This is a genomic window from Sorangium sp. So ce281, from assembly GCF_051527395.1.
Taxonomy (GTDB): domain Bacteria; phylum Myxococcota_A; class Polyangia; order Polyangiales; family Polyangiaceae; genus Sorangium; species Sorangium cellulosum_B.
The window spans coordinates 301,955-327,841 of sequence record NZ_CP150322.1; the positions used below are offsets into that span (position 1 = coordinate 301,955).

At 71.7% G+C, this 25,887-nt stretch carries 18 protein-coding genes; 8 read left to right on the top strand and 10 right to left on the bottom strand.

All coding sequences use genetic code 11. From position 1 onward, the window contains the following. Positions 1 to 84 precede the first annotated feature (84 nt). Positions 85 to 2,214, bottom strand: coding sequence for a DUF362 domain-containing protein (locus tag WMF27_RS01145; protein WP_437762107.1), 2,130 nt, complete (start codon positions 2,212 to 2,214; stop codon positions 85 to 87). A 420-nt stretch (positions 2,215 to 2,634) separates the two neighbouring features. On the opposite strand from WMF27_RS01145, the gene WMF27_RS01150 reads away from it, so the two are divergent. Next, positions 2,635 to 3,042, top strand: a complete 408-nt coding sequence (locus WMF27_RS01150) for a hypothetical protein (RefSeq protein WP_437762106.1) — start codon at positions 2,635 to 2,637, stop codon at positions 3,040 to 3,042. 133 nt (positions 3,043 to 3,175) lie between these two features. Then, positions 3,176 to 3,805, top strand: a complete 630-nt coding sequence (locus WMF27_RS01155) for a hypothetical protein (RefSeq protein WP_437762105.1) — start codon at positions 3,176 to 3,178, stop codon at positions 3,803 to 3,805. Between the two features lie 31 nt (positions 3,806 to 3,836). Here WMF27_RS01155 and WMF27_RS01160 read toward each other — a convergent pair whose 3' ends face one another. From WMF27_RS01160 to cobM, 6 genes are read right to left on the bottom strand one after another with little or no spacing between them, the layout of a single operon-like run. Next, positions 3,837 to 5,399 carry a cobyric acid synthase gene (locus tag WMF27_RS01160; protein ID WP_437762104.1) on the bottom strand — a complete coding sequence of 521 codons (1,563 nt, stop codon included), beginning with the start codon at positions 5,397 to 5,399 and terminating at the stop codon, positions 3,837 to 3,839. Beyond that, the gene (cbiB, locus tag WMF27_RS01165; RefSeq protein WP_437762103.1) at positions 5,396 to 6,340 is read right to left on the bottom strand and encodes an adenosylcobinamide-phosphate synthase CbiB; all 945 of its coding nucleotides are present in this window, start codon (positions 6,338 to 6,340) and stop codon (positions 5,396 to 5,398) included. The genes WMF27_RS01160 and cbiB overlap by 4 nt, the downstream gene beginning before the upstream one ends. Further along, complete coding sequence (cobU, locus tag WMF27_RS01170; protein WP_437762102.1) at positions 6,337 to 6,927, bottom strand: bifunctional adenosylcobinamide kinase/adenosylcobinamide-phosphate guanylyltransferase; 591 nt, start codon at positions 6,925 to 6,927, stop codon at positions 6,337 to 6,339. Before cobU ends, cbiB begins: the two co-directional genes overlap by 4 nt. After that, entirely contained in the window at positions 6,924 to 8,504 is a 1,581-nt protein-coding gene (locus WMF27_RS01175) for a cobyrinate a,c-diamide synthase (RefSeq protein ID WP_437762101.1), read from the bottom strand. The genes cobU and WMF27_RS01175 overlap by 4 nt, the downstream gene beginning before the upstream one ends. Beyond that, positions 8,504 to 9,055: a cob(I)yrinic acid a,c-diamide adenosyltransferase gene (cobO, locus tag WMF27_RS01180; RefSeq protein ID WP_437762100.1), complete on the bottom strand. Its 552-nt coding sequence runs from the start codon at positions 9,053 to 9,055 to the stop codon at positions 8,504 to 8,506. The genes WMF27_RS01175 and cobO overlap by 1 nt, the downstream gene beginning before the upstream one ends. Then, positions 9,052 to 9,846 carry a precorrin-4 C(11)-methyltransferase gene (cobM, locus tag WMF27_RS01185; protein WP_437762099.1) on the bottom strand — a complete coding sequence of 265 codons (795 nt, stop codon included), beginning with the start codon at positions 9,844 to 9,846 and terminating at the stop codon, positions 9,052 to 9,054. The genes cobO and cobM overlap by 4 nt, the downstream gene beginning before the upstream one ends. Before the next feature lie 292 nt (positions 9,847 to 10,138). Here cobM and WMF27_RS01190 point away from each other — a divergent pair, with 292 nt between their 5' ends. Together WMF27_RS01190 and WMF27_RS01195 are read left to right on the top strand one after the other, a co-directional pair. Beyond that, complete coding sequence (locus WMF27_RS01190; RefSeq protein ID WP_437762098.1) at positions 10,139 to 11,986, top strand: hypothetical protein; 1,848 nt, start codon at positions 10,139 to 10,141, stop codon at positions 11,984 to 11,986. Between the two features lie 34 nt (positions 11,987 to 12,020). Continuing rightward, positions 12,021 to 14,930, top strand: a complete 2,910-nt coding sequence (locus tag WMF27_RS01195; RefSeq protein WP_437762097.1) for a protein kinase domain-containing protein — start codon at positions 12,021 to 12,023, stop codon at positions 14,928 to 14,930. A 209-nt stretch (positions 14,931 to 15,139) separates the two neighbouring features. On the opposite strand, the gene WMF27_RS01200 is transcribed toward WMF27_RS01195, so the two are convergent. Both WMF27_RS01200 and WMF27_RS01205 read right to left on the bottom strand, forming a co-directional pair. Next, the gene (locus WMF27_RS01200; RefSeq protein WP_437762096.1) at positions 15,140 to 15,628 is read right to left on the bottom strand and encodes a hypothetical protein; all 489 of its coding nucleotides are present in this window, start codon (positions 15,626 to 15,628) and stop codon (positions 15,140 to 15,142) included. A gap of 110 nt (positions 15,629 to 15,738) precedes the next feature. Further along, positions 15,739 to 17,628, bottom strand: a complete 1,890-nt coding sequence (locus WMF27_RS01205) for an FG-GAP-like repeat-containing protein (protein WP_437762095.1) — start codon at positions 17,626 to 17,628, stop codon at positions 15,739 to 15,741. Between the two features lie 245 nt (positions 17,629 to 17,873). Between WMF27_RS01205 and WMF27_RS01210 the strand changes: the two genes are divergently transcribed. The 3 genes from WMF27_RS01210 to WMF27_RS01220 are packed head-to-tail and all read left to right on the top strand — an operon-like array spanning position 17,874 to position 23,042. After that, complete coding sequence (locus WMF27_RS01210; protein ID WP_437762094.1) at positions 17,874 to 18,170, top strand: hypothetical protein; 297 nt, start codon at positions 17,874 to 17,876, stop codon at positions 18,168 to 18,170. A 43-nt stretch (positions 18,171 to 18,213) separates the two neighbouring features. After that, entirely contained in the window at positions 18,214 to 20,424 is a 2,211-nt protein-coding gene (locus WMF27_RS01215; protein WP_437762093.1) for an AAA-like domain-containing protein, read from the top strand. Further along, on the top strand, positions 20,421 to 23,042 hold the full coding sequence (locus WMF27_RS01220; protein WP_437762092.1) for an AAA-like domain-containing protein: 2,622 nt from the start codon (positions 20,421 to 20,423) through the stop codon (positions 23,040 to 23,042). Before WMF27_RS01215 ends, WMF27_RS01220 begins: the two co-directional genes overlap by 4 nt. 4 nt (positions 23,043 to 23,046) lie before the next feature. Here the strand turns inward: WMF27_RS01220 and WMF27_RS01225 are convergent, their stop codons facing one another. Continuing rightward, positions 23,047 to 24,903, bottom strand: a complete 1,857-nt coding sequence (locus WMF27_RS01225) for a hypothetical protein (protein ID WP_437762091.1) — start codon at positions 24,901 to 24,903, stop codon at positions 23,047 to 23,049. A 101-nt stretch (positions 24,904 to 25,004) separates the two neighbouring features. Between WMF27_RS01225 and WMF27_RS01230 the strand changes: the two genes are divergently transcribed. Then, positions 25,005 to 25,859, top strand: a complete 855-nt coding sequence (locus tag WMF27_RS01230; protein WP_437762090.1) for a hypothetical protein — start codon at positions 25,005 to 25,007, stop codon at positions 25,857 to 25,859. Positions 25,860 to 25,887: the final 28 nt, after the last annotated feature.

The following is a 25,887-nucleotide window of genomic DNA, read 5'->3' on the forward strand; positions in this document are numbered from 1 at the left end:
TCGTAACCGAGGAGGCGCCGCCGGGTCAAATCCGCGGAGCGTGCTCCGTCACCAGCGAAGCGATGGCTGGAATGCCTGTCCGGCTCAGGGATCGATCACGAGCGTTCCAAACGCCTCGGGGACATGGAAGTTCGGCTTGCTCGTGCGGGGCGGGCTCCACGCGAGGTACTGCCGCGGATCCTTGCCCTCCATCCGGTACAGGTTCATGGGCAGCCGCGCGTTCGGGGCGAGCGCGTCCACGATCCCCGGCGCCGCCAGCAGCGCCTCGATGACGGCCGTGCGCGCCTGCGCGTCCTGGCGCGTCGCGATCGTCGCGCCGCTCGACCACGCCGTGTCTTCCTGGCGCGCGTCGCGGTCGATGGCGATATCGAAGAAATGACCGAACGGCCCGATCTCCACCTCGAAATACCGCCTCGGCGAGCCCGGGGCCGGCGTCAGGAAGAGCTCGATGCAGTCCTCTTTGTAAAGACCATGTCGCTCCGCGCCGACCGGCTTCGAGCGATCCGTGTTGAGCCCTGCGTTCGAGAGCTCGAAGAGCGCGTGGAGCCCCTGCTTCGACCAGAGGAAGCGCGCCCGCGTGGGGTATCCGGTGGGCTTGCCGGCATAGTCGGTGTCCCACAACACGGCCTTCGCGCGGCTCCACGCCGCGTCGTCGGCCTTTCCGTCGAGCACGATCTGCTCTCCCGGCGGCAGCGGTGACGCGTGCGCCTCCGGCTTCGCAGGGCCTCCGTCCGACCCGCCGCCCTGCTTCCCCTCGGGCGCCTCCTGCGAGGCCGGCGGCGCGGGATCCAGGCCCTTGGCGGGCCCGCCGGGCAAGGCTGCCTGTCCGGGCTCCCAGTCGAGCCGGAAGGGCGCCATCGCCTTGTAATGCACGGGCCTCGGGCTCTTCAGGAGATCTGCCCCGTCTCCCGTGATCGCCGTCGCCTTGAGCTCCAGCCCGAAGCGCTTCGCCGCGGCGTCGATGAGCGGCGAGGTCCGGTGGCCGCCGAGCTCGCGCGCGAGCGCGGGGCTGTTCCACACGCCGAGGAGCTCCGCCGCCACGCGGTCGACCCGCACCGGGTTCGTGCCGCCGACGGCCACCATCTCCGCCGTGGGGTAGAGGACCTGGAAGCCGTCTCCGCCCATCGCCGGCGCGCCGTCGCCGAGCACCGCGTCCGGCGCGGATATCTCGAGCACGTCGACCATCCGCTCGGCGAAGACGCGGAGCGACGATAAGTAAAGAGCTCTATCCTCCTGGCCCGCGGCCTTCGTGTCCAGGTACCCCTTGAGCTCCCTGTGCATCCTCCACTTCTGCTTGTACGCAGGCGCGCTGTCCGACAGCATGACCGTGCCCTGCATGCCCTTGATGCCGGCGGAGATGACCGCGTACCGGTGCATCTTGAGCCGGGGGAGCGACAGGAAGAGCCCGTGGTCGAGGTGCTCTGCCAGCACCTTCGGCATGAGCAGCGTCGGGACGTGGGTCGCCTGGATGCCGCGGATGGCGAGCGGCTTTCCGGGCCTGTCCCCGGCGACGTCGTAGACCCCGTCGTCGTCCATCGCGACGAGCGCGGCGCCCTCCTCCGCGGCCATCGCCTCGTAGCCGGTGCGCTGCGCGATGTCCTTCCAGAACTTGTGCGAGTGGCCGCAGCCCTCCGCGATCGTGATCTTCGTGTGCCCGCGCGCCTTGAGGCACTGCACGACGCCTCGAACGAACTCCGGCTGGGTGATTCTGCCCGTTACGCCATCGTCGCCCTTGTGCTTCGCCGGGTCCTTCACGCTGTCGAACCCGCAGATGTTCGGCTTGAGGAGCACGGGAGTCGCCGCGGGGCGCCTCGGCACCACCGCCTCGCAGATGCGCTTGCCGAGCTCCAGGGGGCCCTGGCCGCGGAGCACGGTGACGGGCGAGTCGTCGGCCTTGATGCGCTCGACGTGCCGCTTCCTGAGGGCGGCGCCGTCGATGCTGTCGGACGCGATCACCGAGGGCCCGGACTCGTACCGCTGCGACGCGCCCGCGACCACGTCGCTCGACGCGCTCGGCACCGCGGTCGGCACGGCCGGGTGCGCGGAGGCGGCGGCGAACGAGGAGGCGGTCGGCGCGGGCGCCGATGAGGACGCCGCCGCGTCGGGCGGCGGCTGCGGGGCGGCGGGGCCGCCATCGCCGGGACCGCCGCCCGGCTGGGGTTGCCGGTCCCCGCAGCCCGAGAGGACGGCGAGCAGCGCCGGGAGCGCCGCCATCGCGCGGGGAGCCCGCCGCGCCCGGCCGCCGTGGATCGTTCGTGCCCTGTTCATCCCGCGAGCACGATGGCGCGAAACGGCGGCGAGGAGAAGGCGCCACGGGACATCATCGAAGCCAGCGCCTGCGCGGATGCCGGGGGGGGTGAGGGCGGCGCGGCCCCCACCTCGCCCCGCCGCCGGCGTCCGGATGAGCGCCTCGATGCGCGCTCGCCGGGGCGGCTCACGCACTTGCAGTGCGGGCGCGGAATGAGCGTTTGGCCTGTTCCTGGTTCTGTTAAAATTGCTGTTCGTGCTGAAATTTTCGGAACTGCGGGGATGTTGTTCGCAGCGGCTCTTGTCGCCTGTGGCGGCGGTTCGAGCGGCGGGGGAGCTGGAGAGGGCGGGGGCGTAGAAGGGTACTCGGAGGCTCGGTCGACAGCGGTGTGCGAGGACGCGTGCGACGTGTTCAGCGCCGCCTGCGCGCCGAAGAACTGCTCGATCGCGTGCTTCGTGGCGGTGGACCAGTACCCGACGGAGGCGTGTTTTGCCGAGTTCGACGCCTACCACGCCTGCCTGGCGGCCCAGGAGCCCGCGCAGCTCGCCTGCGGAGCAGACGAGAACTTCTTCGGCCTGTGGGCGCCGGCGTGCAGGCCCGAGTGGACGGCGTATACGCAGTGCCGGAGGACCGGAGGCGCGGACTGCGCGGTGGTGGCCGCGGACGTCGAGTCCTGCACCTACTTCGGCGACCCTCCGGACTGGGCGACGTGCAAGATAGGGAAAGAACCGCCGCCCGGGTGCGTACCGCTGACGAGCCTCGACTATTGTTGCCCGGAAGGCACGCCGCCGTGACAGCGTGATCAGAGGCTCCGCTTCCCCGCAAGCCATGACGCCTCCCGTGCTATGCACGGCATGTGCTGGGGGCTGGCTCGTTGCCATGGAGGATGGGATGAAATGGGTTTCTCGTGCGTGCTGGGCCGTGATCGTGAAATCCCTGCTGGCGCTGTCCGCGTGCGGCGGCAGCGTCGACGACGAGGGAAAGAGCAAGGAAGAAGGCCCCTCCTGCGGGCTGGTCGCGGCGTGCGGCGGCGATCCGACAGGAACGTGGACGATGGATGAGGCGTGCCTGGATCCCGCGATGTTCGAGGACCTCGACGAGGGGTGTGACGCGGAGATCGACAGCAGCGGCATGGTGGTGAGCGGACGCGCCGAATTCCGGGCCGATACCACCTATGTCACGACCATCACGCAGCAAGGGCCGATCAAGGTGGTGTACCCTGCGGCGTGCCTCGCGGCCGAGGACATCCCGATCACGTGCGCGCAGCTCAGCGTGAAAATGCAGGGGGCCGCAGGTGGGAAGGAGTCGCCCATCACCTCGGCGGAGTGCGCTCAAGCGGGCGCCGACTGCGCGTGTACGTTTGTCTTCGGGCGGGACACGACGACGTTCACGGGCACCTGGTCGGTCTCCGGCTCCATCTTGACCCTCGAGGGCGACGAGCCCGAGGAGAGCCCGTTCTGCGCGCAGGGATCCTCGTTCACGATGGGTATGCCGACGTCGGCGGGAGAGAACGTGTCGGGGCCCATCAAGCACTACATGAGGTTCACGAAGGAGTGAGCCGCGGCGAGCCCGGTCGTCGGGGCGCCGCTCAGCGCCAGTCGAGCCCCACGATGCGGTCGAGCAGCCCCCGGTCGAGGCTCGCCTCCACCGCATTCGCGAGCCGATCGTACTCCTCGTGCCGGCTCGGTATCGCCGGCTCGCCCGCGGCCCCGGGGAGCCCTCTCCGCTCGCGCAGCGCCGCGAGGAGCGACCGCCGGAGTCCGTCGTTGTCGAGGATCCCGTGGATCATCGTGCCGACCACGGCGCCGTCCGCCGAGACGGCCCCGTCGAGCGCCGCCTCGGCCTTGCCGCCCCTCGACCCGATCGCGAACGCCGCGGCCGCGCCGCCCACCCGCTCCACGCGGCCCATGTGGATCTCGTAGCCGGTCAGCTCTCCGGCGCCCTCGCCCTCGGCCTCTCCCGCGCTCGCCGCGCCGGCCGCCCCCAGGAACGAGCCGCCCGCGAGCCGCGCCCGCACCTGCGCCACCGTCTTGGTCCGCTCGAACCGCGTCCACACCTCGATTAGCCCCAGCCCGCGCGCCGCCGGCTCGGCCGACTCGACGCCTTCCGGATCCTCGATCGCCCCGCCGAGCATCTGGCAGCCGCCGCAGATCCCGAGCGTCCAGCCGCCCTGCCGGGCGCGCGCCGCGACCGCCTCCGCGAGGCCGCTCGCGCGCAGCCACGCGAGATCGGCCATCGTGCTCTTCGTCCCGGGGAGCAGCACGAGGTCTGCATCGCCGATCTCGTCCGGCCGCTCGATGAACCGCACCACCACGCCGGGCTCGTGCTCCAGCGGCTCCACGTCGTCGTAATTCGATATCCGCGGCAGCCGGACCACCGCGATGTCGAGCTCTCCCGGGCCCGCCGGCGCCCGGCGCCGCCGGCCCTCCAGCGACACCGAGTCCTCGTCCGCGATGCGCAGCTGCTTCAGGTAAGGCACCACGCCGAGCACCGGGACGCCCGTCCGCGCCGTCAGCATGTCGAGCCCCGGCTCCAGCAGCTTGAGGTCGCCGCGGAACTTGTTGATCACGAACGCGGCCACACGCGCGCGCTCGTCGGGCTCGAGCAGCGCCATCGTCCCGACAAGCGCCGCGAACACGCCGCCTCGGTCGATGTCGCCGGCGAGCAGCACCGGCGCGTCGGCGGCGCGCGCGACGTGCATGTTCACGATGTCGCGGTCCTTCAGGTTGATCTCCGCGGGGCTGCCCGCCCCCTCGATCACAACGACGTCGTGCGCCTCGCGCAGCCGCCCGAGCGAGCGGGCGATGATGTCCTTGAGCTCTCCCCGGTACGCGAAGTAGTCGCGCGCGTGCAGGCTGCCGACCGGCTTGCCGAGCACGATCACCTGGGAGCGGGAGTCGCCCTCGGGCTTGAGCAGCACCGGGTTCATGTCGACCGTCGGCGCGACGCGCGCCGCCTCGGCCTGCACCGCCTGCGCCCGGCCGATCTCGCCGCCGTCCAGGGTCGCGAACGAGTTCAGCGCCATGTTCTGCGACTTGAACGGCGCGACCCGGAGGCCCCGCCGCTGGAACATTCGGCAGAGCGCCGTGCAGAGGAGGCTCTTGCCGACCGAGGACGCCGTGCCTTGCACCATCACCGTGAGCGCCGTCATCGGAAGAGCTCCTGTCCAAGCCCAAAGGAAACCGCCGCCAGCAGGGCCGCCGCGAGCCCGGCGAAGAGCAGCGCCGCGAGCACCACGATCCGGCAGGCCTCGTCGATGAGCCCCCGCCGGAGCGGCTCCACGGGGTCGCCGAGGCGGTAGTGGCCGCGCTTCTCGAGCTCGACCCGGAGCAGCCCGGCCATCGCCGCCATGGGCCGGCCGGCGTTCGGGCTCTCGGTGAGGCCGCCGTCGCGCAGGAGCACGGCGAGGCCGCGGCGCGCGTCGGCGCCGCGGAGCCACCCGGCGGCGAGCAGGAGGAGCGCGGTGAGCCGCGCCGGCACGAAGTTCAGCGCGTCGTCGAGCCGCGCCGACGCCTTGCCGAGGTACTCGTAGCGGCCGTGGTAGCCGATCATCGCGTCGAGCGTGTTCACAGCGCGGTAGAAGAGCGCGCCGGGGAGCCCGAAGAGGGCGAAATAGAAGAGCGGCGCGACGAAGCTGTCCGACGCGTTCTCCGCGACCGACTCGACCGACGCGGCGACCAGCGCGGGCTCGTCGAGCTCCGACGGGTCGCGGCTGCAGAGGCTCCGCAGCGCGCCGCGGGCCCCGGTGACGTCGCCCGCTTCGAGGGCGTCGCGCACGCCGAAGGCCGCGTCGCGGAGCGCGCGGAGCGCGAAGGTGGGCTTCAGCAAGAGACCTGACAAAGCGAGCGCGAGGACGGGGTGCGGGGCGAGCAGCGCCGCGACGCCGGCGCCCAGCGCGGCGAAGAGGCAGGGGACGGCGAGGGCCATGAGCGCGCCGAAGAGGAGCTCCGCGGCGCGGCCGCCCGTGGGCGCGGCGCGCTTCAGGGCCTGGATCGCGGAGCCCATCCACACGACGGGGTGGACGGCGGCGGGGGGCTCGCCGCAGGCGAGGTCGAACGCGACCGCGACGAGCAGCGCGGCGGCGGCCGTCATCGCGCGTCCTCGCCGCCGCCGACGAGCGCGACCGGGCCGGGGCGCAGGCGGAGGATCGCGCCCATCACGGCCACGTAGAGCTCGCTGGCCGAGCGGCCGAGCCGCTGGTGCGCGCGCCCCGCGAGGTCGCGGAACGCGCGGCCGAGCCGGCTCTCCGGGACCACGCCCATGCCGACCTCGTTCGAGACGAGGACGACGTGCGGCGTCGCCGACTCGACGGCAGCGGCGAGCGCCTCGATGCGCTCCTCGATGGGCCCGAGCGCGCGGCCCTCGGTCTCGTCGCGGAGCAGCAGGTTCGAGAGCCAGAGCGTGAGGCAGTCGACGACGACGACGTCGACGCCGGAGAGCGAGGCGATGCGCTCGGGGAGCGCGATCGGCTCCTCGACGGTGAGGAACGCGCCGCCTCGCTCGCGGACGTGCGCGTCGATGCGCGCTCGCATCTCGTCGTCGAACGGCTCGGCCGTCGCGATGAAGGCGCGGCGCTCGCCGAGCGAGCGCGCGAGGGAGAGCGCGAACGCGCTCTTGCCGGAGCGCACGCCGCCGCCGATGAGGGCGACCCGGCGCGGCGCCGTGCCCTGGCCGCTCATCGCGCGCGCTCCTTCCGGTGCGCGGCGGCGCTCGCGACGAGCCCCTCGGGGACGAGCGGGTTCGAGGCCCAGTGCGCGTGCACGTAGGAGGCGAGGACGCTCCCCGCCCGGTACCCCTCGCGCGCGACCTGGCCGCCGCGCCGGCGCCGCACGGAGTAGGCGTGCTCGATCGGCAAGGGCGCGTGCTCGGGCGGCGGCGCTTGCGCGGGCGGAGGCTCGGCCGGCGCCGCGGCCGGCTCGGCCGGCGCCGCGCGCTGCGACGGGCGGAGCTCGGAGTAGCGGAACTGGTGCCCGCGGAAGCGGAGCCCCGCGCCGCCGAGGATCGTGCGCGCCTGCGTCTCGACCTCCACGTACCCGAGCGCCTGCAGCTTCTCGCACATCGCGGCCTCCGCGGGCACGAGCCCGACCATGGGGTGCGCGCGCCCGTCCAGCGTGCGGATCGCCTCGGTCAGGTACATGAGCCCGCCGCACTCGGCGTAGATCGGGCCCCCACGGCCGGCGAACGCGCGGATCTCGGCGCGCAGGGCCGCGTTGTCGGAGAGGCGCTCCGCGTGCACCTCGGGGTAGCCGCCGCCGAGGTAGAGCGCGTCGACGTCGGGCAGCCGCGCATCGCGGATCGGCGAGAACCTCACGAGCTCGGCGCCCGCGGCCTCGAGGCGGCGCAGGTTGTCCGCGTAGTAGAAGTGGAAGGCCTCGTCGAACGCCACGCCGATGCGCGCCCGGCCGCGCTGGGTGGTGGGGGCATTTGCCCGGAGAGATGTCACATGAAGGCGGGAAGGCTGGAAGATCATTGATGATTTTCTTCCCGCCTTCCCGCCTTCATGTTCAAATGACCCCAGCACCGGCGTCGCCGCCGCGTCGGCCGCCGGCAAGGGCGCCGCCCCGCGCGCGATCTCGAGCAGCGCGTCGAGCCCGATCCACGCCTCGGCCTGCGCGCCCCAGTGGTCGAGGCGCTCCTCGGGGAGCGCGGCCTCGTCGGCCGTGCGCAGGCCGAGGTGGCGCTCGGGGAAGCGCTGCGCCTCGTCCCGCGGCAGGCCGCCGAGGACCGGCAGCGACCGGTTCACCTGCGCCTGCGCCTGTCGGAGGATGTCGAGGTGGCCGCGGCTGCCGACCTGGTTGCACACGACAGCGGCGACGCGCAGCGCCGGATCGAAGCCCGCGAAGCCCTGGACGAGCGCCGCGACGCTGCGGGCCATCCCGGACGCGTCGATCACGAGCGCGACCGGCGCCTCGAGCCACTTCGCGATCTCGGCGGTCGAGCCCTCCTCCCCGGTCGGGCTCGCCCCGTCGAACAGCCCCATCACCCCCTCGATCAGCGCGACGTCGGCGTCGGCGGCCTCCGCCGCGAACGTCGACAGGACCGCTTCCCGGCCCATCATCCAGCCGTCGAGGTTGTGCGATGTCCCGGCCACGGCGCGGGCGTGGTACGTCGGATCCAGGTAGTCGGGGCCGCATTTGAACAGCGCGACCCGCAGGCCGCGGGCGCGGAGCGCGCGCGCGATCGCCACCGTGGCGGTCGTCTTGCCGACGCCGCTCGCCGTGCCGGCGACGACGAGCCGGGGGATGGCCCGGGACATCAGAAATCGACTCCGATCTGGGCCTTTTGCCCCTGCTCGAACGGGTGCTTCACCGACTTCATCTCCGTCACCAGGTCGGCGAGCGCGAGGAGCGCGTCGGGCGCGTTCCTGCCGGTGATCACGACGTGCACGTGCGCGGGCCTCGCGCGCAGCGCCGCGAGCAGCTCGTCCTCGGCGACGAAGCCGTAATGGAGCGCATACGTGATCTCGTCGAGCACCACGATGTCCTGCTCGCCGCCCGCGATGAGCGCCGCGGCCTCCTGGAAGGCCGCGCGCGCCGCGGCCTTGTCGCGCGAGAGATCGTCGCTCTCCCAGGTGAAGCCGCGCCCCATGACGAGGAACGTCAGGTTGGGGAGCGTCTCGGCGAACAGCCGCTCTCCCGTCTTCCACTTCCCCTTGATGAACTGCACGACCGCGACGCGCATGCCCCGGCCGAGCGCGCGGAACACCATGCCGAGCGCGGCCGTCGTCTTGCCCTTGCCGTGGCCCGTATAGACGATGACGAGCCCTCGTCGACCTGCCGCCGCTCCGGCGCTCTCCTCCGCGCTCACGAGTCCTCCTCGGGCGTGCCAGGGACGAGGAGCTTCTTCTCGGCCTTGCGGAAGCGGTGGCTGAACTCCGGATCATAGAGCCGCGAGTCGGCGAAATCGGTGGAGGTGAGCACCCGGCCGACCAGGATCATCGACTGGCTCTTGATGCCCTCGGCCCGCACCTTGTCCCGGATGTCGGCGAGCGTGCCTCTCACGATCTTCTGATCGGGGCAGCTCGCCTTGTGCACCACCGCGACCGGGCAATCGGCGCCGTACGCCGGGGTGAGGGCCGCGGCCACGTCCTTGAGCAGGGTGATGCTCAGGAACAGGCACAGGGTCGCCTGGTGGCGGGCGAGCTCCTCGAGCCGCTCGGCGGGCGGCACCGGCGTGCGCCCCTCGGCGCGCGTCAGGATGACGGTCTGCGAGAGCTCGGGCAGCGTGAGCTCGCGCCCGAGCGCCGCGGCCGCCGCGGTGAAGGACGAGACGCCGGGGATGATCTCATACGGTATCCCGAGCGCATCCATCCGGCGCATCTGCTCGGCCGTCGACCCGAAGAGGACGGGATCGCCCGTGTGGACGCGCGCCACGTCGTGCCCTGCGTCCCTGGCCTCGACGAGGACCTCCACGATCTGGTCGAGGGTCATGCCGGAGGAGTCGATGACCCGGGCGTCCGGCCGCGCGGACGCGACGATCTCCTGGGGGACGAGCGAGCCCGTGTACATGACGACCGGGCAGCGAGCGACGAGCTCGGCGCCGCGGACCGTGATGAGCCCGGGATCGCCCGGGCCCGCGCCGATGATGTAGACGCGCATGGGGGGTTCTTTCCTTGCTTCGTGCGCCGGCGATCCCGGAAGGGACCGCGGGCGCGCGAAACTAGAGCGGTCCCGAAGCGAACGCCAGCGTTCATGGTGGAGCTCGCGCGCTCTGCGCGAGGGGCGAAGATGACGGATGATGACGAAGACGAAGCGCAGGCCCGAGGACACGAACCTGCGGTGTGTGCCGCGAGGCTCCCGTCTTCTCCCTCGGACGTGCTGGTCCGGGGCCTTGCTCAGGGCATGCGCCTGTGATGCGATGGGAGGTCGCACCCCTCTCCAAGGAAAGGCCATGGACCAGCAGAACGGAAGGTCTCAGCCCTCGACGCCCATCCTGTGCGCGGCAGCCCTCTTCGAGCCGGCGCTCCCGGCCGCGTGGGGGCCCACGCTCGATCTGCTCGCCGACATCGAGGAGCTGCAGGACGCGACGACGGGCAGCCGCGAGGAGCGGGAGGCGAGGGGGCGCGATCTTCACGACCGGCTGATGCGCGGCATCGACGCCCTGAGCGAGCCGACCCCGGACGAGTTCCACGCGGCGAGCGCGTCGTTCCGGGCCTGGTTCACCGAGGCGGTGCTGCTCTGGCTCCGGTTCGCCGGCAGCAGCTCCGCGCCGCTCATCGATACCGTCGCGTCGCGCCCGCTCCTCGATTTCCCGCTCGATCTGCCGGAGGGCAGCGAGGGGATCCCGCGCGTCCGGCGGGCGCTGCGAGAGGCGCTCGGGTGGGACGAGGCGGAGCTCGCGCAGGTCGAGGCCGCGATGGATCACATGACCTCCAACCTCGCGGTGAAGCACGCGATCACGAAGGCGATCGCCTCGCAGCTCGCCGCGAAGGGGGGCGCGTCGCCCGCCGCGTGCGCCGAGCTCATGAGCGCGATCTACGGCCCGCTGCCGTGGCGCCCGGGCGACGTGGATCTGCTCATGACGTCGACCGCGATCTTCCTGTGCATCCGCGCGTCGGCGCCTGTGACCGGCTCGCCCGGAGCGGGCTCCGGCGAGGCGCCGCGGCTCGAGGTGCCCGGCTGGGACGAGCGCCCGGAGGAGGAGCGGCGCGCCATCTCCGCCTTCATCGCCCGATGCGACGACACGAACACCGCGGCGACGGCGCGGTTTCCCGCGTTCGGCTACTTCGACCGCGCGGCCATCGATCCGGCGCTCGCGCGCTCCCTCGCGGACGCGGCCGCGGTCCCGACGGAGGTCGTCACTCAGACCCTCGCCACCATGGTGATGGTCCTCCGGACGCCGGAGGTCGAGGACTACGTGGTTCATGACGCCTGGGGCCATGCGTGGCAGGAGGCGCTGGCCGAGTTCGAGTGGGAGTACGCGGTGCTGCCGCGGATCGAGGAGCCCCTCGCGCTCGACACCGTCTTTCCCGGCGCGGTCGGCCCCGGCATCGCCTCGGCCTTCGTCGAGCGCGGGGGCCGCACCGAGCTCGACGAGGCGGCGCTGCTCCGCTTCGCCGAGGCCGACATCAGGGCGCGACTCCAGGTGGCCGCGAGCAACGGCATCGCCGAGATGCTCGCCGATTTCATGGAGAGCAAGTACGCGTGGCACAGGCCTTCCTTGAAGCTGCCGGACGCGTCGCTGCTCCCCATCACGGGCCTCAAGCTCGATCTGACGGTGGGCGACGTTCGCCGCCAGGTCGCCCGCTGGTCGAAGCCGTACCGCGCGCTGGCCGAGGACGAGGGGGCGCGCGCCCGCCTCGTCGACGCGCTCTCGCCGCGCGTTCCGGCTGCGGGGCTCAAGGAGGCGGTGGATCAGGCGGGCGCGCTGCTGTGGCGCGAGCTCGCGACGGCGTTCGACGACACGCTGCGGCCGGTGGCTGCCAAGGGCGGAGGGATCCGCGCGAGCGCATGCCGCCGGATGGTCCTGCAGCTCGCGCAGGTCGCCGCGGTGCTCGAGCGGACGCTCGCCGCGTCGTGCGCGGGCGGGCCGCGGAGCGGGTCGCGGAGCGGGCCGCGGACGGAGCTCGCCTGGCGCGACCCGGCGCTGTGCGTGGACCTGCTCCTGGTGACGATCGCCCGGTTCTACGAGCACGAGCGGCAGAGGAACTTCTGGCACCTCGACCAAATCCTCTCGACCGGGTTCGTGGACGCCTGCGGCCGGCTAAGGGCCGCCATGGCGAACGCCGAGTCGCCCTGAGTCTGTCCTCCGGAGATGGCGTATACTTCCGCCGATGTCCGGCGCCCAGCGCGACGTATTTCGGCTCTGCGGGGCCACGATCGACGGCAAATACCGTGTCCTCTCCGCCGTCGGCGCCGGCGGGTTCGGCGTCGTCTATCGCGGCGTGCACGAGGGGTTCGACGCGCCCGTCGCGATCAAGTGCCTCAGGCTGCCCGACGAGCTCTCGCCCGAGGCGCAGCAGGATTTCGTCCGACGGCTGCGCGACGAGGGGCGGCTCCTGCTCCAGCTCTCGCGCCTCTCGCCCGGCATCGTCCAGGCGCTCGACATCGGCGCGTTCACGACCCAGGACGGCGCTCGCGTGCCCTACCTCGTGCTCGAGTGGCTGGACGGCGAGACGCTCGCCGGCCACCTCGAGCGCCTGCGCGCCGGAGGCGGCGGCGCCCTGTCCCGCCGCGAGGCGATACGCCTGCTCGACCCCGCGGTGCGCGCCCTCGCGGTGGCGCACGAGCAGAACATCGCGCACCGCGACGTCAAGCCGGAGAACCTCTTCCTCGCCGAGGCGGGGGGCGCGAGGACGCTCAAGGTCCTCGATTTCGGCATCGCCAAGATCATCGGCGATCAGCGCTCGCGCACCGCGGCGCTCGCGAGCACCGCGGAAGGGCCGTCGGTGTTCACGCCCCGCTACGGCGCCCCGGAGCAGTTCGACAAGCAGCGGGGCGCGACGGGGCCATGGACCGATGTCTTCGCGCTCGCGCTCGTCTTCGTGGAGCTCGTGACGGGCGCCCGGGCGCTGGAGGGGGAGGGGATCGTCGAGCTCTATTCGGTGGTCGTCGATCCTGCGCTGCGCCCCACGCTGCGAGCGCGCGGCGTCTCGGCGCCGGACGCGGTCGAGCGCGTGCTCTCGCGGGCGCTCAGCGTCGCTCCGCGCGACCGGTACCCCGACGCCGGCGCGTTCTGGCGCGCGCTGATCGCCGCGGAGGGGCTCGAGGACGAGCTGCCGAGCCTCCCGCCGCGCTCGCCGCCCGCGGCGCGAGAGGCCGAGACGCGGGTCGAGAGCGGGAACGCGCGGGGCGGCCCTGCGCCAGCCGCCGGGCACGCGGGCACGCCCGCGGGGATCGGCTTCGAGCCGACCGTGCCGCACCGGACCGACCCGGCGTCGCTGCGCCCCGATGGCGCGCCGCCCGCGCCCGCCGGTGCGGAGCCTGCGCCGCGGCCGGAGCACGGGGCCGCGTCGGGCGAGGCCGTCGCGGTGCGGACCGCACCCGACGAGCGCGCGCGCCCGGGCCGGCGCGGGCTCGTCGCGCTCGCGCTGGTGGCCTCGGCGGTCGCAGGCGCCGCGGTCGCGGTGCTCCGGCGTCCCCCGGAGCCGCCGCCCCGGCCGAGCGGCGCAGCCGTCGCCGCCCCGGAGTCGCCGCGCCCCGCCTCGAGCAACCCGGAGGCCGCGGCGCTCTACCAGGAAGCGCTCCAGGCCTACCGTGACGGCGCGCCGGACGTGGCCGCGCGCGCGATGGAGCGCGCCGTCGCGCTGGATCGCGGCCTCGGCGCCGGCCACCTGCGCGTGGCGATCTGGACGTTTCGACAGACGCCGGGCGCGGCGCGCGAGCACTTCCAGCTCGCGCTCCGGCACCGGGCCGCCCTCGGCGAGCGGGACATGGCGCTGCTCGACGCGGCCGAGCCGTACGTGCGCCAGCCCTCCGACGCCGTGGCATGGGAGCGGCGGCTCGAGGCCGCTGTCGCGAGGTTCCCGGCCGATCCGGAGCTCCTCGTGTACCTCGGCGGGGCGAGGTTCGCGCAGCTCCGGTTCGACGCCGCCGTCGAGGCCTACGATCGGGCGCTCGCCCTGGACCGGGGCCACGTGCTCGCGTGGGGGCTCAAGGGAGAGTCGCTCGGGATGAAGGGGGATGTCGCGGCGGAGCTCTCCGCCTACCAGGCCTGCGCCGAGACGGCGCCCGGCGCGACGCTCTGCCTCGCGAACCGGGTCCGCCTCCTCCATCGCCAGGGCGATTGCCGGCAAGTCGAGGAGCACGCGCGCCGCTGGCTCTCGATCGATCCGAAGGCGGCGCCGGCGCACCGGCACCTGGCGCTGGCGCTCCACGCGCGGGGCGCGCCGCGCGAGAGCGTGCTCGTGGCGCTGGAGCAGGGCTGGGCGGCGGTCCCCGAGGGCGAGCGGAGGGCGAAGGAGCTGCTCGATCGGAGCTCGCTCGCGGTCCTGGACGGCGATTTCGAGCTGGCGGTGGAGCACGCCCGCGCGTGGCAGCGGGAGGTCGCCGGCAGGAACGATCAGGACGCGCACGCGAGCCCGGCCCTCAAGCTGGCGGAGCTCTACCGTGAGATGGGTTTGCCGCGGGAGGCCGGGCGGGTGGCGGACGATTTCCTCCGCCGGATGAGCGCCTGGTCCGAGCCGGCGACCACGGCCGACTGGACCATCGCGTTCTTGCCGTACGGCCTCCGGGCCGCGTCGATGACGCAGGAGGCGTACGACGCGGCGCGCTCGGCGTGGGTGGAGCGGGTCCAGTCGAAGTGGCGCGCCGCGGCGCAGGAGATCAAGCCGGAGCACCGCTGGCTGCTCTGGACCGAGGCGTACGCCGCCGCCGTGGAGACCGCGGCCGACGCGGCGGCGGCGTTCGAGACGATGCCGCTCGACCAGCCGCTCCCGTCGGAGAGCGGCCGGTGGCTCCTGCTCGATCTGCACATCGGCAAGGTGTACGCGCTCGTGGGGAAGGGGCAGGAGGCGATCGGGCCGCTAACGCGCGTTGCGCGCTCGTGCGCGGCCCTGGCCGACCCGTTCTCGACCACGGAGGCGCGGCTTTATCTGGGCATGGCCCTGGAGGCGACAGGCGATCTGCGCGGCGCCGCCGCGGCGTACGAGGCTGTCCTCGAGCGCTGGGGCAAGGCGCGCCCGCGATCCATCTCCGCGGAGCAGGCGCGAGCGCGGCTCGGCGCGCTGCGGGCGCGGCGTTAGTTCCGCCCGCCAGGAGTCCGGCCAGGGATCTGAGAGAGAATTGAACGCAAAGGCGCAAAGGCGCAAAAAGAATAGATCTGTATACCGCTGCGCCTTTGCGCTCTTGGCGGCTTTGCGTTCAATTCTCTCTCCGCTCGCGATGCGGATCCCTGGTGGCGTCGTGACGCGCGGAATTCGCCGTCCACAGTCATGTCCAGAGCTTGCGCTCGTCAGGGCGCCGGCTTGCCGGGGACCTCGCCGCCGACGAGCGCCGCAACGGTGTCGAGCATTCCCTGCCTCCGCCTGTACCCGGCAGCGAGCTTCTCTCGCATCGCTGCCTGACCGAGCGGATGACCCGTATCGGGGTCGAGCGCCTTGAACCCGCGTTGGACAAAGAAGTCGATGTACGGCTCGAGCTCGTCGATTGCGGCGTCGACATCGCCCGGTGGATGGTTCGGAACTGCGATCGTGACGACGTTCTTCCAGAAGGAGACGGCGATCCAGAAGGCGCAGCCTGGGCGCTCCACCGTGATTCCGATCCCGCGTGCCAGGTAGTCGGCAACGCTCATCCCCGCGTCGCCGGCGAGATCCTGCGCTGCCGCCTGATGATCGATGTCCTCCTCGACGAACTCGCCGAACGCGCTCAGAAACGCGTCTGCCCAGACGCGGTTCCTGTTGTTGCGATGCCAGATCGGCTTCTCCAGATCGATCGTGTACATGGCCGCCTGACCGCCCCACCGGAGACCGCTACCACGGAAGCACCGCGCAGACCGGCCTGCACGGCTCCACCCGTCACGCCAGATGGCGCCGATCTCGTTTACCACCCTCCTCAGATATCGTTGATCGTGATGCGCGCGCCCGGGGCGACGTCGTTGCGTGTCACCACCGAGCCGTCGGGGAACGTCACGCGGATATCGACCGACGCCGCGGCCCCCATCCCGATGATCAGCGGCAGCTGGCTCTGCTGCCGGTTGCCCCACTGGCCGGCGCCCACGAGGTAGGTCGCCACGCGATCGGCCCCTGTATAGCCGCCCGCGCGGAAGTCCCCGTCGCCGTCGAGGTCCACGTCGACGCGCGCGCCGATCGCGTCGCGATCTTCCCTCACGTTCGCGTCGGTCGCATTGCCGTCGCGATCGGTGAGCACGCGGACGACCGCGTAGCCCGGCGCGCGACAAGGCATTCCGGTCACGTCGCGGCGGTAGAGCGCCGTGCCCCCGAAGCTCGTGGTGAGGAGGTCGAGGTCGCCGTCGCCGTCGATGTCCGCGAACGAGCCGACCTGCTGCGCGGCGACCCCGAGCGAGGCGCCGGCGGCCACGAACCTGCCCGCGTCATTGCGGTAGAGCGTGTCGCCCGCGTACGCGTCGAGGTCGCCGTCCTGGTCCCAGTCGGCCCACACGCTCGCGCTCATGAACGAGCCGTCTCCGAGCCCGACGCTCGCCGCCGTGGAGGCGGAGAACGGCGCGCCGGCGCCGGCATTGTAATAGAGCCGATCGTCCGCGTCCCCGTCGCGCACCGAGAGGAGATCGAGATCGCCGTCGGCGTCGATATCGATCCAGGTCGCGCCGCCCCAGCGGGAGCTGGCCGCCGGCGTGTCCTCGAGCCCGGCCGATGTCGAGACGTCGGTCCAGCTCGGCGACGTGAAGCGGAAGAAGCGGTTACCGTTTCCGGTCGAGCCGGTGGCCATGTAGAGGTCGAGATCGCCGTCGGCGTCTGGATCGGCCCACGCCGCGCTGTCGCCCTGGAGGAAGGTGCTGAAGCGCGCGCTGTCATCCGCGAACGGCAGGGCCCCGTCGTTCCGGAACATGGCGGACGTGCCGAACTCCGAGCCGAAGAACAGATCGAGGTCGTTGTCGCGATCGTGATCGACCCACACGGCCGGGCCGGGCGTCGTGGTCGTGAGCTCGAGGTTGGCCGAGAGCGCGACGTTCGTGAACGTGCCGGTGCCGTCGTTGCGATAGAGCCGGTTCGGGATCGTGCCGTAGCGGGTATCGTTGGCGACGAAGATGTCCATGTCGCCGTCGTTGTCGAAGTCGGCGGCGATCACCGGGTAATGCTCGGAGGTGGTGCCGAGATCCTTGATGCCGCGCGCGGCGGCTCCCTCCGTGAACACGCCCGCGCCGTTGTTGATGTACAGGCCGCTGCCGCGCAGGAACACGTCGGGGTCGCCGTCGTTCTCGACGTCGAGCCACGCGACGACCGAGCTGCCTGTCGTCGCCGGCAGGCCCGAGGCGGCGGTCACGTCGGTGAAGCGGAGGCCGCAGGTGACCGCGGGCCCATCGGCGCACACCCCCATCGCGCAGCCGCCGCACGCGCCGCTCGGGCACCCCGTGCACGCCGTGCCCTCCGGCGCGCGGTTCGCGACGCACTCGCCCGCGCCGTCGCACGTGTCGGCCGCGTCGCACTCGCCGTCCGCGGCCGCGCACTCGGTGCCTGCTCGCCGCGGCGCGGCGAGGCACTCGCCCTCGATACACACGCCGCGCATGCAGCCGCCGTCGAGGTGGCTGCAGTCCACGCCGGCGCACAGCGGCCCGCCGCCGGTGCCCGCGTCACCGCCGCCGTCGTTCCCGCCGCCGCCGTCGCTCTTGCCGCCGGTGCCCGCGCCGCCGCCGCCGTCGTTTCCGCCCCCGCCTCGGGGCTCTTCGCCGGAGAACGTCCTCGACTTCGCCGAGCAGCCCACCGCGAGCAACGCCGCCGCGAGGGCGAGGAAAGACCGTTTCACGTTCGACCTCCGATCGTCGCTCCCGCGGTCGCCGCGGGAAGAGCGATCCGGCCGAGACTACTACAGGCAGCGCAGAACGTTGTCGCGCACGAGCTGCCAGATGGGCTCAGGGGTACCGGCCACCCAGCGCGTGTCGCGCTCGACGGGCGACGGGGCATCGTCAGAACGGGTCGTCGTGGCCGTGGATGAGCCGCCACGGCCGCTCGCCCTGACGACGTCCGGGGTGCATTCGAGGGAGACGAGCCTTGAAGTGGCTCCTCGACACGCACGTCGCAATCTGGTTCGCCGCCGACCCCAACCGCTTACGGCGGGAGGTCGTCGATGCGGTCCAGGATCCCGGCGCGCAGATACTGATTTCGGTCGCATCCTGGTGGGAGCTTGCGATCGAGCACGCCATCGGACGGCCAAGGCAGCCTCCCGCCGGGGCAGCTTCGGAGTTGGTGGCTTGGCTATACGACGGTGCGGGAGCTGGCCATCGAAGCGGCGCACGTCTGGATGGCGACTTCGCGTGTCGGGGCGCGCCCGCCGCCCGCCCGCCTTGACGCCGCGTCGGTTCCTCCCGATCCTGGGCGAGAGGCCACGGTTATGACCCTACAGCACGACGCGCTCCCGAGGTCCGTCGGGCGGATCCGCGCGACGCTCAATCGAGGGGGCTCGGTCTACGGCACGGGTTTCCTTGTGACGCCGACGCGCGTCCTCACATGTGCCCATTGCCTGCGAGGGCCAGCGGAGGAGAAGGCTGCGCAGGGGAGCATCTCCTTCACCCAGGCGCGAGACGCGTCGGAGGTCCCGTTCAAGGTCGTCTTCGAGCGCTTCGATCCGGACGTCGGCCTCGACATCGCGGTTCTCGAGCTTGCGCGCCAGGTCGAAGGGACGGCTTGCCTCCCGCTCTCGGGGGAGGATCTCGCCGAGCACCCCGACTGGCGGAGCTTCGGCCACCCGCTCTCCATCGAGCGGGCGCCGCTCTGGCTGGGTGGCACGGTCGACGGGTCGATCGCCCGGCGCGCCGCGGGCACCGACGGCTGGCTGCTCTCGCTCCACGTCAACGGGGACCCGGCGCCAATCGAGGGCATGTCCGGCGCGCCCGTCCTCACCGAGCGAGGGGTCGTCGGCCTGGTCAGTCACCAGCTCTACAGGCGCGTCGTGCCGGACGGCGGCGGCAAGCCCTCGGTGAGCCCGGCGTTCGCGAAGGCGTTCGCGGTCCCGACCCGGCTCCTCCAGTCGATCCCCTCGTTCCTCCGCTCGATCGCGGGCTCGTCGCGCGTGTTCCTCGCCTACCGTCGCAAGGAGCCGGAGGCCACGTTCGTCGCGGAGCTCCAGCGCGCGCTCCAGGGCGCGGGGCACGAGGCATTCGTCGATCTCGACATCAAGGTCGGAGAGGACTGGGCCCGGCGCATCCAGACCACGCTGGAGCGGGCCGACGTGTTCGTCCCCGTCCTCACGCCCGAGTCGCTGGAGAGCCAGATGCTCCTGCAAGAGGTGCGCATCGCGTACGCCCGATGGCGGCAGACCGGACGGCCGATCTTGCTCCCTGTGCGTGACCCGGCGCTGGAAGCGCTGCCCTTCGAGTTCGACACCTACCTCGGGCGGCTCCAGTACGCGCCATGGCGCGGCGAGCAGGACACGCCCAGCGCTGTCCGCGCCGTCATGGCGGCGATCGGCCACCAGGCCGTCGAGCCCGGCGTCCCCCAGGCACCGGCCGCGCCTCCGTCGCTCCCGAAAGCCGACTTCCAGCGCATCCGGATGAGCGCGGGGGCCCTCCCGCCTGGCGATCTCTTCTATCTGGAGCGGCCCGTGGACGCCGACGCGTACGATCGCATGGGCTCGGAGACATTCGTGCTCACGATGTTGAGCCCGTCCGGCTTCGGTAAAACGAGCCTCGCCCTGCGCCTGCGTCAGCGCTGCGAGGACGAGGGGCGCCCGGTGCTGCTGATCAATTTTCGCTCGTTCGGACGGCTGCCGAAGGACGACGGAGAGAACCGCGGGTACGTGACGTTCCTGAACGACCTCGCGCGCGTCTTCTGCAAAGGGCTGAAGCTCCCGATCCCGACGCAGCCGCTCGAGAGCCCGCCGGATTTCGAGGAGGTCCTGATGATGGCCCTCGAGGACATGCCTCGGCTGGTCCTCATCCTGGACGGGGTGGACCGCGTGATCGAGCGCCCCTACGCCGAGGAGTTCTTCTCGTCGATCCGCTCCTGGATCGACGCCGTCCACCTGAGCTGCAGCTTCGTGCTGTGCATCGCGACCGAGCCGTCCGACCTCATGAGGGACATCGCGCGGTCGCCGTTCAACATCGACAAGGGGCCGATCGAGCTTGGTACGTTCGCGCCTGGTGACATCGCGATCGTCGCGGAGCGGGCGAGCTTCCGATTGGGGGCGGCCCAGGTCGATCTGCTCCATCAAGCCACGGGCGGGCACCCCGCCCTCACCCGGCAGGCCCTGGCCTACGTGCTCGCCCCCGGGAAAGGCACGCCCTCGGCGCCGCCGACGTCGGCCGAAATCCGCGACCGCGTCGCCTTTCTTCACGAGCAGTGCGGCTCCTTGACCGGGCCCTTCTCCATGAGCCTCAAGGCCCTGCTGAGTCGAATCGAGAGCATCCCGCCGCAGCTCCCGGACCAACCGAAGCTCGTCTCCGTGATGCGCAAGATCGTCCACAACAGGACGCTCTCCCCGGTGGAAGCGAGAGCCGCCGCCGCGCTGGTGACGCTCGGGCTCGTGCGCGCCGAGGGCCGTCCAGCGCCGCGCTTCGTCGCGTTGAACCTCGCCTACGCGCAGTTCTTCGGCGCCCTCACGTGAGCCCGCCGGACGACATCCGTCAGCTGCAGCCCATCAAGGTCGGGGGGACGGTCCCCGACCTCGCGATCTACATCACGCGACCCGAGGACGAGGAGGTCTATGACCTCCTCGCGGCCGGCACGTATTGCAACATCCTCACGTCGCGCCAGATGGGGAAATCGAGCCTCGTCCATCGGGCCATGCAGCGCCTCCAGGCGGCGGGTATCCGGGTGGTGTCGGTCGACCTGAGCGCGCTCGGCGGAAACCAGCTGAAGGACGGGACAGCGTGGTACCGGGCTCTGCTCCTCAAGATGGCGCTGAGCATGGGCGCGAGCCGACCCTTCAAGGCGTGGTGGTCCGAGCGGCCGGCGGAGGAGGCCATGGGCGCTCGATTCCAGGCGTTCGTCGAGGCGTTCTTGCTGGCGGATCCGACATCGATCGTCGTTGTCTTCGACGAGGTCGACGTCACGCAAGGCCTCGGTTTCACGGACGACCTCTTCCTCACCATTCGCTCCCTCCACAACGAGCGCGCCTCGCGGCCGGAGCTCGACCGGCTGACCTTCTGCCTGGTCGGGGTCCTCACCGCGGACGAGCTCATCAAGCGCTCGACCAGCACGCCGTACAACGTGGGCAGCACCATCCGCCTCACCGATTTCTCGCGCGAGCGCTGCGACATGACGCCGCTCGATGCCTACCTCGCCGGCCACGGGCTCCCGGGCGCGGCGGTCGTCGACGAGATCCTCGCCTGGACGTCGGGACAGCCGTTCCTCACGATCGCGCTGTGCGAGAAGGCCGCGCGGGCGCGCAGCGCCGACGTCGAGGCCTTCGCGCTCGCGGAGATCAACGACCCGACCACGTTCAAGGTCCACTTCAACCGGATCGAGCAGATCGTACGGGAGCGCATCGCCGGATCCTCGCACGCGCGCTCGCGCTACCTCACCATGCTCAAGCGCAAGAGCGTGCCCGGTGTGCCCGAGCGCGACGAGGAGGCCCTGCTCCTCGCCGGCCTGGTCCACCGGAACGCCGATGGCAGCCTCCGCCTGCGCAACCGCATCTACGGGCTGCGGTTCGACGAGCGCTGGGTCCGGGAGATCCTGCCCGCGCCGCCCGTGCCGCGGTGGGTCTGGGGCCTGCTCGCCGCGGTCGTCGTCGCGGGCGCCGGGACGGGCGGGGTCCTGTGGAAGCGCAACAGGGATCGAACGGAGCAGGAGGCGATCGAGCGCCAGAACAAGGCGCGGCGGGGCGCTGAGGAGATCCAGAACGCCACGGACGACGACAAGGCCTCGGCGACCTGGAGCAGCCTCCGGGCCGACGGGCTCGCCGGCGACGGCTCGCCCGCGCGCGAGGCGGCGCGCGCCTACTGGGATCGACGCGGGAGAGAGCTCGACGAGCTCGCCAACCAGCTCGGCGCCGCGGCGTGCTCCGAGGAGGCGGCTGTTGTCCGGGCGTTCGCCGCCGCGCGCCGTGGGGCTGACCGTGCGCCCGCCGTGCCGGAGCCGGACATCGCGGCCACGCTCTGGCTCCCCGCGCAGCTCAACGAGGGCACGGAGGAGAAGCGCTGCAAGGAGCGGCGCGCGGAGACCTGCGATCGGCTGGAGCTCTCGGATGGCACGCTGACGGCTTCGTGCTCGGGGAAGCTCGTCGTTTTTCGCCCGGACCTCGCGCCGATATCAATCGCCGGATCCGGGACCCGGCGCGTGCAGATCCGGCCTGAGGGGAGCTGGTCGATCGGCGCCGCGGACGACGCGCTGGTGATCAATCGAGGGGAAGGCGCGGTGACGCTGCCGGTATGCCCTGCGCAGGGAGCGCGGGACGCGCGCCGGTCGACCTACGTCATCAGCTTGGAGATCAAGCCGTCCGGCGATGGCGCGATGATCGCTTACGTCTGCTCCGACGGGACCTACGGGCGGCAGTCGATCGCCCGCCTCGACGCCTGGTTCGAGGGGCTGACCAAAGGAAACAAGTCGCCTCCGGTGGACGGAGGTTATGGCGCCCGCGCGGCGGCGTGGCTCGGCGACCAGCTGCTCATCGCCACGGCCGGCCACGAGGGCCGCGTGAAGGTGAAAGGCGGCCCGGGGCTCCGCCTCCCGCTCGTTCATGCGCTCGCGAGCTTCGCGGGGAATTCGCGCCTCGTCGCGTTCGGCACGGGGAGCTTCGTCGAACGAGCAACCGTGACCGCGCCCATTCTCGGGGTGCTGGCGCGCTCGGGTGATCAGGTGGCCATCCAGCAGCAGTGGCCCCTGACCCTCTGCAACGCGCCGTCGTGCTTCGTTCGGGCGGTGGCAGGCGTCGACGAGGATCATCTCGCGGGTCTGCTGGTCGACGCGGTCGATGGCCCGAGCCCATCTCGGACCTGGCTGGTGCTCGTGCGGGAGGGCCAGCCCGACGTGACGCTCCTGGACGAGAGCCCGGCCGATGTGGCGGTCGGAGCCTGGCAGACGCAGGTCGTGGCCGCGGTCCCGCTCGTCGGGAGGATGAGGCTGCACGCGTGGGAGCGCTCGACCGATCGATCGTGGGAGGCGGCCCAGCGCCGCTTCGGCCTGACGATCCGTTACGGGAAGAGCGCGCGCATCGAGCGGTTCGACGAGGTGGGGCCCCAGCGCGTCCGGCGCTTCGAGGACGTGTTTCCGGAGCGATGAGCCCTCATTGCTCCCGAGCCCCCCAGTTGACCCCCAGCCCGACGAATGGACGCACGGCGCCGCCCTGCGGCACGCGCTCGTCGTCGCGGATGGACGTGAACTGCGGGAAGCGCGCGAGCCCGCCGCGGGCGCGGAGCTGAAGAAAGAACTCGTCGTCCATCGTCGGAATGAAGACGTTCACGTCGAGGTAGCCGCCGGCGCTGGAGGCAGAGGCCGTGTAGTACCCGGTCACGAAGCCGGCGAGATCCAGGCGCACGCTCGGCGCAGCGTTGACCGAGGCCCCGAGCTCCAGGCCGGCGCCCGCGAGGCCGAAGTAGCCGCGAGGCCGGCCCGACTCGCTCTGCGCCGGCAGGACGGCGATGTCGATCGGACGCAATGCGAACTTTATGCCGAACAATTCCGTCGGAAATACCACGAACCCCAGCTCGGCCCACTGCACGAGCCCCGGCCGCCCCTGGACGGTCAGGGCCGTCGCTCCGCCGAAGCTGAGATCTAGCGTCGTCTCGAACTCGTAGGGATCCGCGATGCTATCGATGTAGAGGAATTCGCTTCCCGGGCGTGAGCCCTGCCGGCGGCGCACACACGCGAGCCACGAGAGGTCGGCGGTGCCCTGTTGGCACTGCGCGTCGAGCTTGACGAGCGCACCTGCGTCCGGCGAGGGCATTGCCGCGCAAGAGGCGATGTCGCCCTTCAGGCAGCCGGCCCTGAGGAGCTCCAGGACCTTCGCGCTCGACGGGTTCACGTGGTCCTTGTGGACGCGCAGGTAGGCTTCGCTCGCGCAATACTGGCCGCCGTAGCTGTTCTCGCGATCGAGGCACTTTTTCGTCATCGATTTGCGAACCGATTTGCGATTCGCGGCGCCTTCCTTTTCGCCGGAGCGTAGGTCGAGCCACACCTCCCACCGGGCCAGCTCCTCGGCGCTCCGGATGGACTTCTCCGCCTTGCCGGTCCTCCCGTGTTGGCGCCCAACGTGCTGCTCCGGCACGCGCCGGGTATAAGCGCGGTCTGCGAAGACCCAGATGTCCTCGACATCCCTCGGCCGCACAGGCACCTCGACGGACTTCGATCCGACGGGGGCCTCACCGCTCCACAGCACCCGCTTTTCATGATTCACCAGCTGGATGAACAGGCCATCGAGCGGGTGCTTCTTCTCCCCGTTGCGAATCGTGACCGACGTCGCCGGTTCGAGGCAGATGGGGGCATCCAGGTCGGGGCCGCCCGGCGCCCCCACCGTCACGGTGATCTCCTTCTTTTTGAACTCGTCCGCCGACACAGCAAACCTGTGATCGCCCTGCGGGAGCGGCATGGGATCAGTCGGAAAGGGTGCCCTCCACGGCTCGACCTTCGCGTCGGAAGCCTCCGGGACGATGAGGATCCACTCGGGTGGACTGGAGTAAGCGCACGCCGGATCCCACCTGAGCTTGACCCGCACGAACGGGGCCAGCGTGACGGGAGGCGGTCTGGTGAGCCCCGACGGGGCGACCTTCACCGAGACGGGCGTCGGCCCGAACCCCGCCGCCTTCAGGCAGAATTTCTGCGTGCCCGATCTCAACCCGTTCTTCGGCGTCAGCGTCAAAGGCGTCCGGCCGAGGGATCGTCCCTCGGCCGACTGGCACCCTTCCAGTGCCGCCGGGATGCGGAACACCTCCGCCTCGCTCGGCGAGCTCGTGAGCTCCAGCGTCGGAGGAGGAGGCGGCGGCTTGATCGGCTCGGGGAGGCACTTCAACGTCGCGGGATCGCGGCCCCACAGGCATGGTGCTGCGGGAGCCTGACCGGAGGCCTCGCGCGCGAGGGCGGCGAAGCCCAGCACGAGCCCGACGCGTCCGAACAGGCGAACCAGGCGGCCGGCGCACGCGGTCACGACGCGAGGGTACCCGCAGTCGCCGCACGCGGGCAAGCAGCGCGGCGCGCGGGCCTTGTCCGGGCGGGTCGAGTCGGCTCTATTGACGGTTGGAGGTATCGATGCGCGAGGTCATCGCGGTGCTGCCGGCCGAAGCCGTGGCGAGCTGGGAAGAAGCGCTCCGGGCGGCGGCCCGTGGTGACGGCGAGGCGCCCGCCGGGCCGGAGCTCGAGGCGTTCTTCGACCCGTTCCGCCCCGCCGCGGCGGTGGCTTCGGATCCGGAAGACGCGATCGGGCTCGTCCGGAGGGGGGTGCGCCTCGCGCCATTCGCAGAGACGACGCCGCTCCTGCCGCTCTATGCGGCGCTCGGTCGAGAGCTCCCTCCGCCCCTCCGCGTGGCGAGCGAGGAGCAACGTTATGAGTTCCTCCTCGTGGCGCTCACGTTCAGCCTGCGCCTCGACGACGACGAATCGCCGGACCATGCCGAGTTCGTGGTGAAGATCCGCGACGGTATCGACGGGCCGCGCGCGTCGCGGGCCGTCGAGGTCTTCCCGCAGCGCGTGCACGCCGCATATTTCCAGGCCTCGGCCCAGCTCTCCGTCGCGCTGGAAGCGTCCATGAAGTTCTCCGTCGAGACAGAGGCCGTGCCCCGCGCGGGCGTCGACGCGGCGGCGGAGGCGAAGGTGCTGGCCGGCCCTTTCACGATCGACATCGGCCAGACAGAGCTGGACGTCTCGGGCGAGGGTGATCGCGACATCGGGTGGGTGTATCGCGTCCGACGCGCGCTCGAGGGCAAGAACGACTTCAGGAGCTTCCTGGTGCTCAAGGTCGCGCGCGAGACGGAGAAGGTCCGGCTGCTCGCGAACATCGGAGTCCGCACCTACCGGCGCACGTGGAAGACGCTATGGCTGCGGGAGAAGCTCCCGATCCTCTATGCGAGCGCGGCGCTCGACATTGAGCTGCCGAACCGCGATTGAACAAGATCCGAAACATGCTTCGCCGTCA

Bases quoted from the DNA above. Each gene is read 5' to 3' on its own strand.
- WMF27_RS01145 (WP_437762107.1), bottom strand. From the start codon at position 2,214: ATGGCGGCGCTCCCGGCGCTGCTCGCCGTCCTCTCGGGCTGCGGGGAC.
- WMF27_RS01160 (WP_437762104.1), bottom strand. From the start codon at position 5,399: ATGACGGCGCTCACGGTGATGGTGCAAGGCACGGCGTCCTCGGTCGGC.
- cbiB (WP_437762103.1), bottom strand. From the start codon at position 6,340: ATGACGGCCGCCGCCGCGCTGCTCGTCGCGGTCGCGTTCGACCTCGCC.
- cobU (WP_437762102.1), bottom strand. From the start codon at position 6,927: ATGAGCGGCCAGGGCACGGCGCCGCGCCGGGTCGCCCTCATCGGCGGC.
- WMF27_RS01175 (WP_437762101.1), bottom strand. From the start codon at position 8,504: ATGTCCCGGGCCATCCCCCGGCTCGTCGTCGCCGGCACGGCGAGCGGC.
- cobM (WP_437762099.1), bottom strand. From the start codon at position 9,846: ATGCGCGTCTACATCATCGGCGCGGGCCCGGGCGATCCCGGGCTCATC.
- WMF27_RS01190 (WP_437762098.1), top strand. From the start codon at position 10,139: ATGGACCAGCAGAACGGAAGGTCTCAGCCCTCGACGCCCATCCTGTGC.
- WMF27_RS01195 (WP_437762097.1), top strand. From the start codon at position 12,021: ATGTCCGGCGCCCAGCGCGACGTATTTCGGCTCTGCGGGGCCACGATC.
- WMF27_RS01200 (WP_437762096.1), bottom strand. From the start codon at position 15,628: ATGTACACGATCGATCTGGAGAAGCCGATCTGGCATCGCAACAACAGG.
- WMF27_RS01215 (WP_437762093.1), top strand. From the start codon at position 18,214: ATGACCCTACAGCACGACGCGCTCCCGAGGTCCGTCGGGCGGATCCGC.
- WMF27_RS01230 (WP_437762090.1), top strand. From the start codon at position 25,005: ATGCGCGAGGTCATCGCGGTGCTGCCGGCCGAAGCCGTGGCGAGCTGG.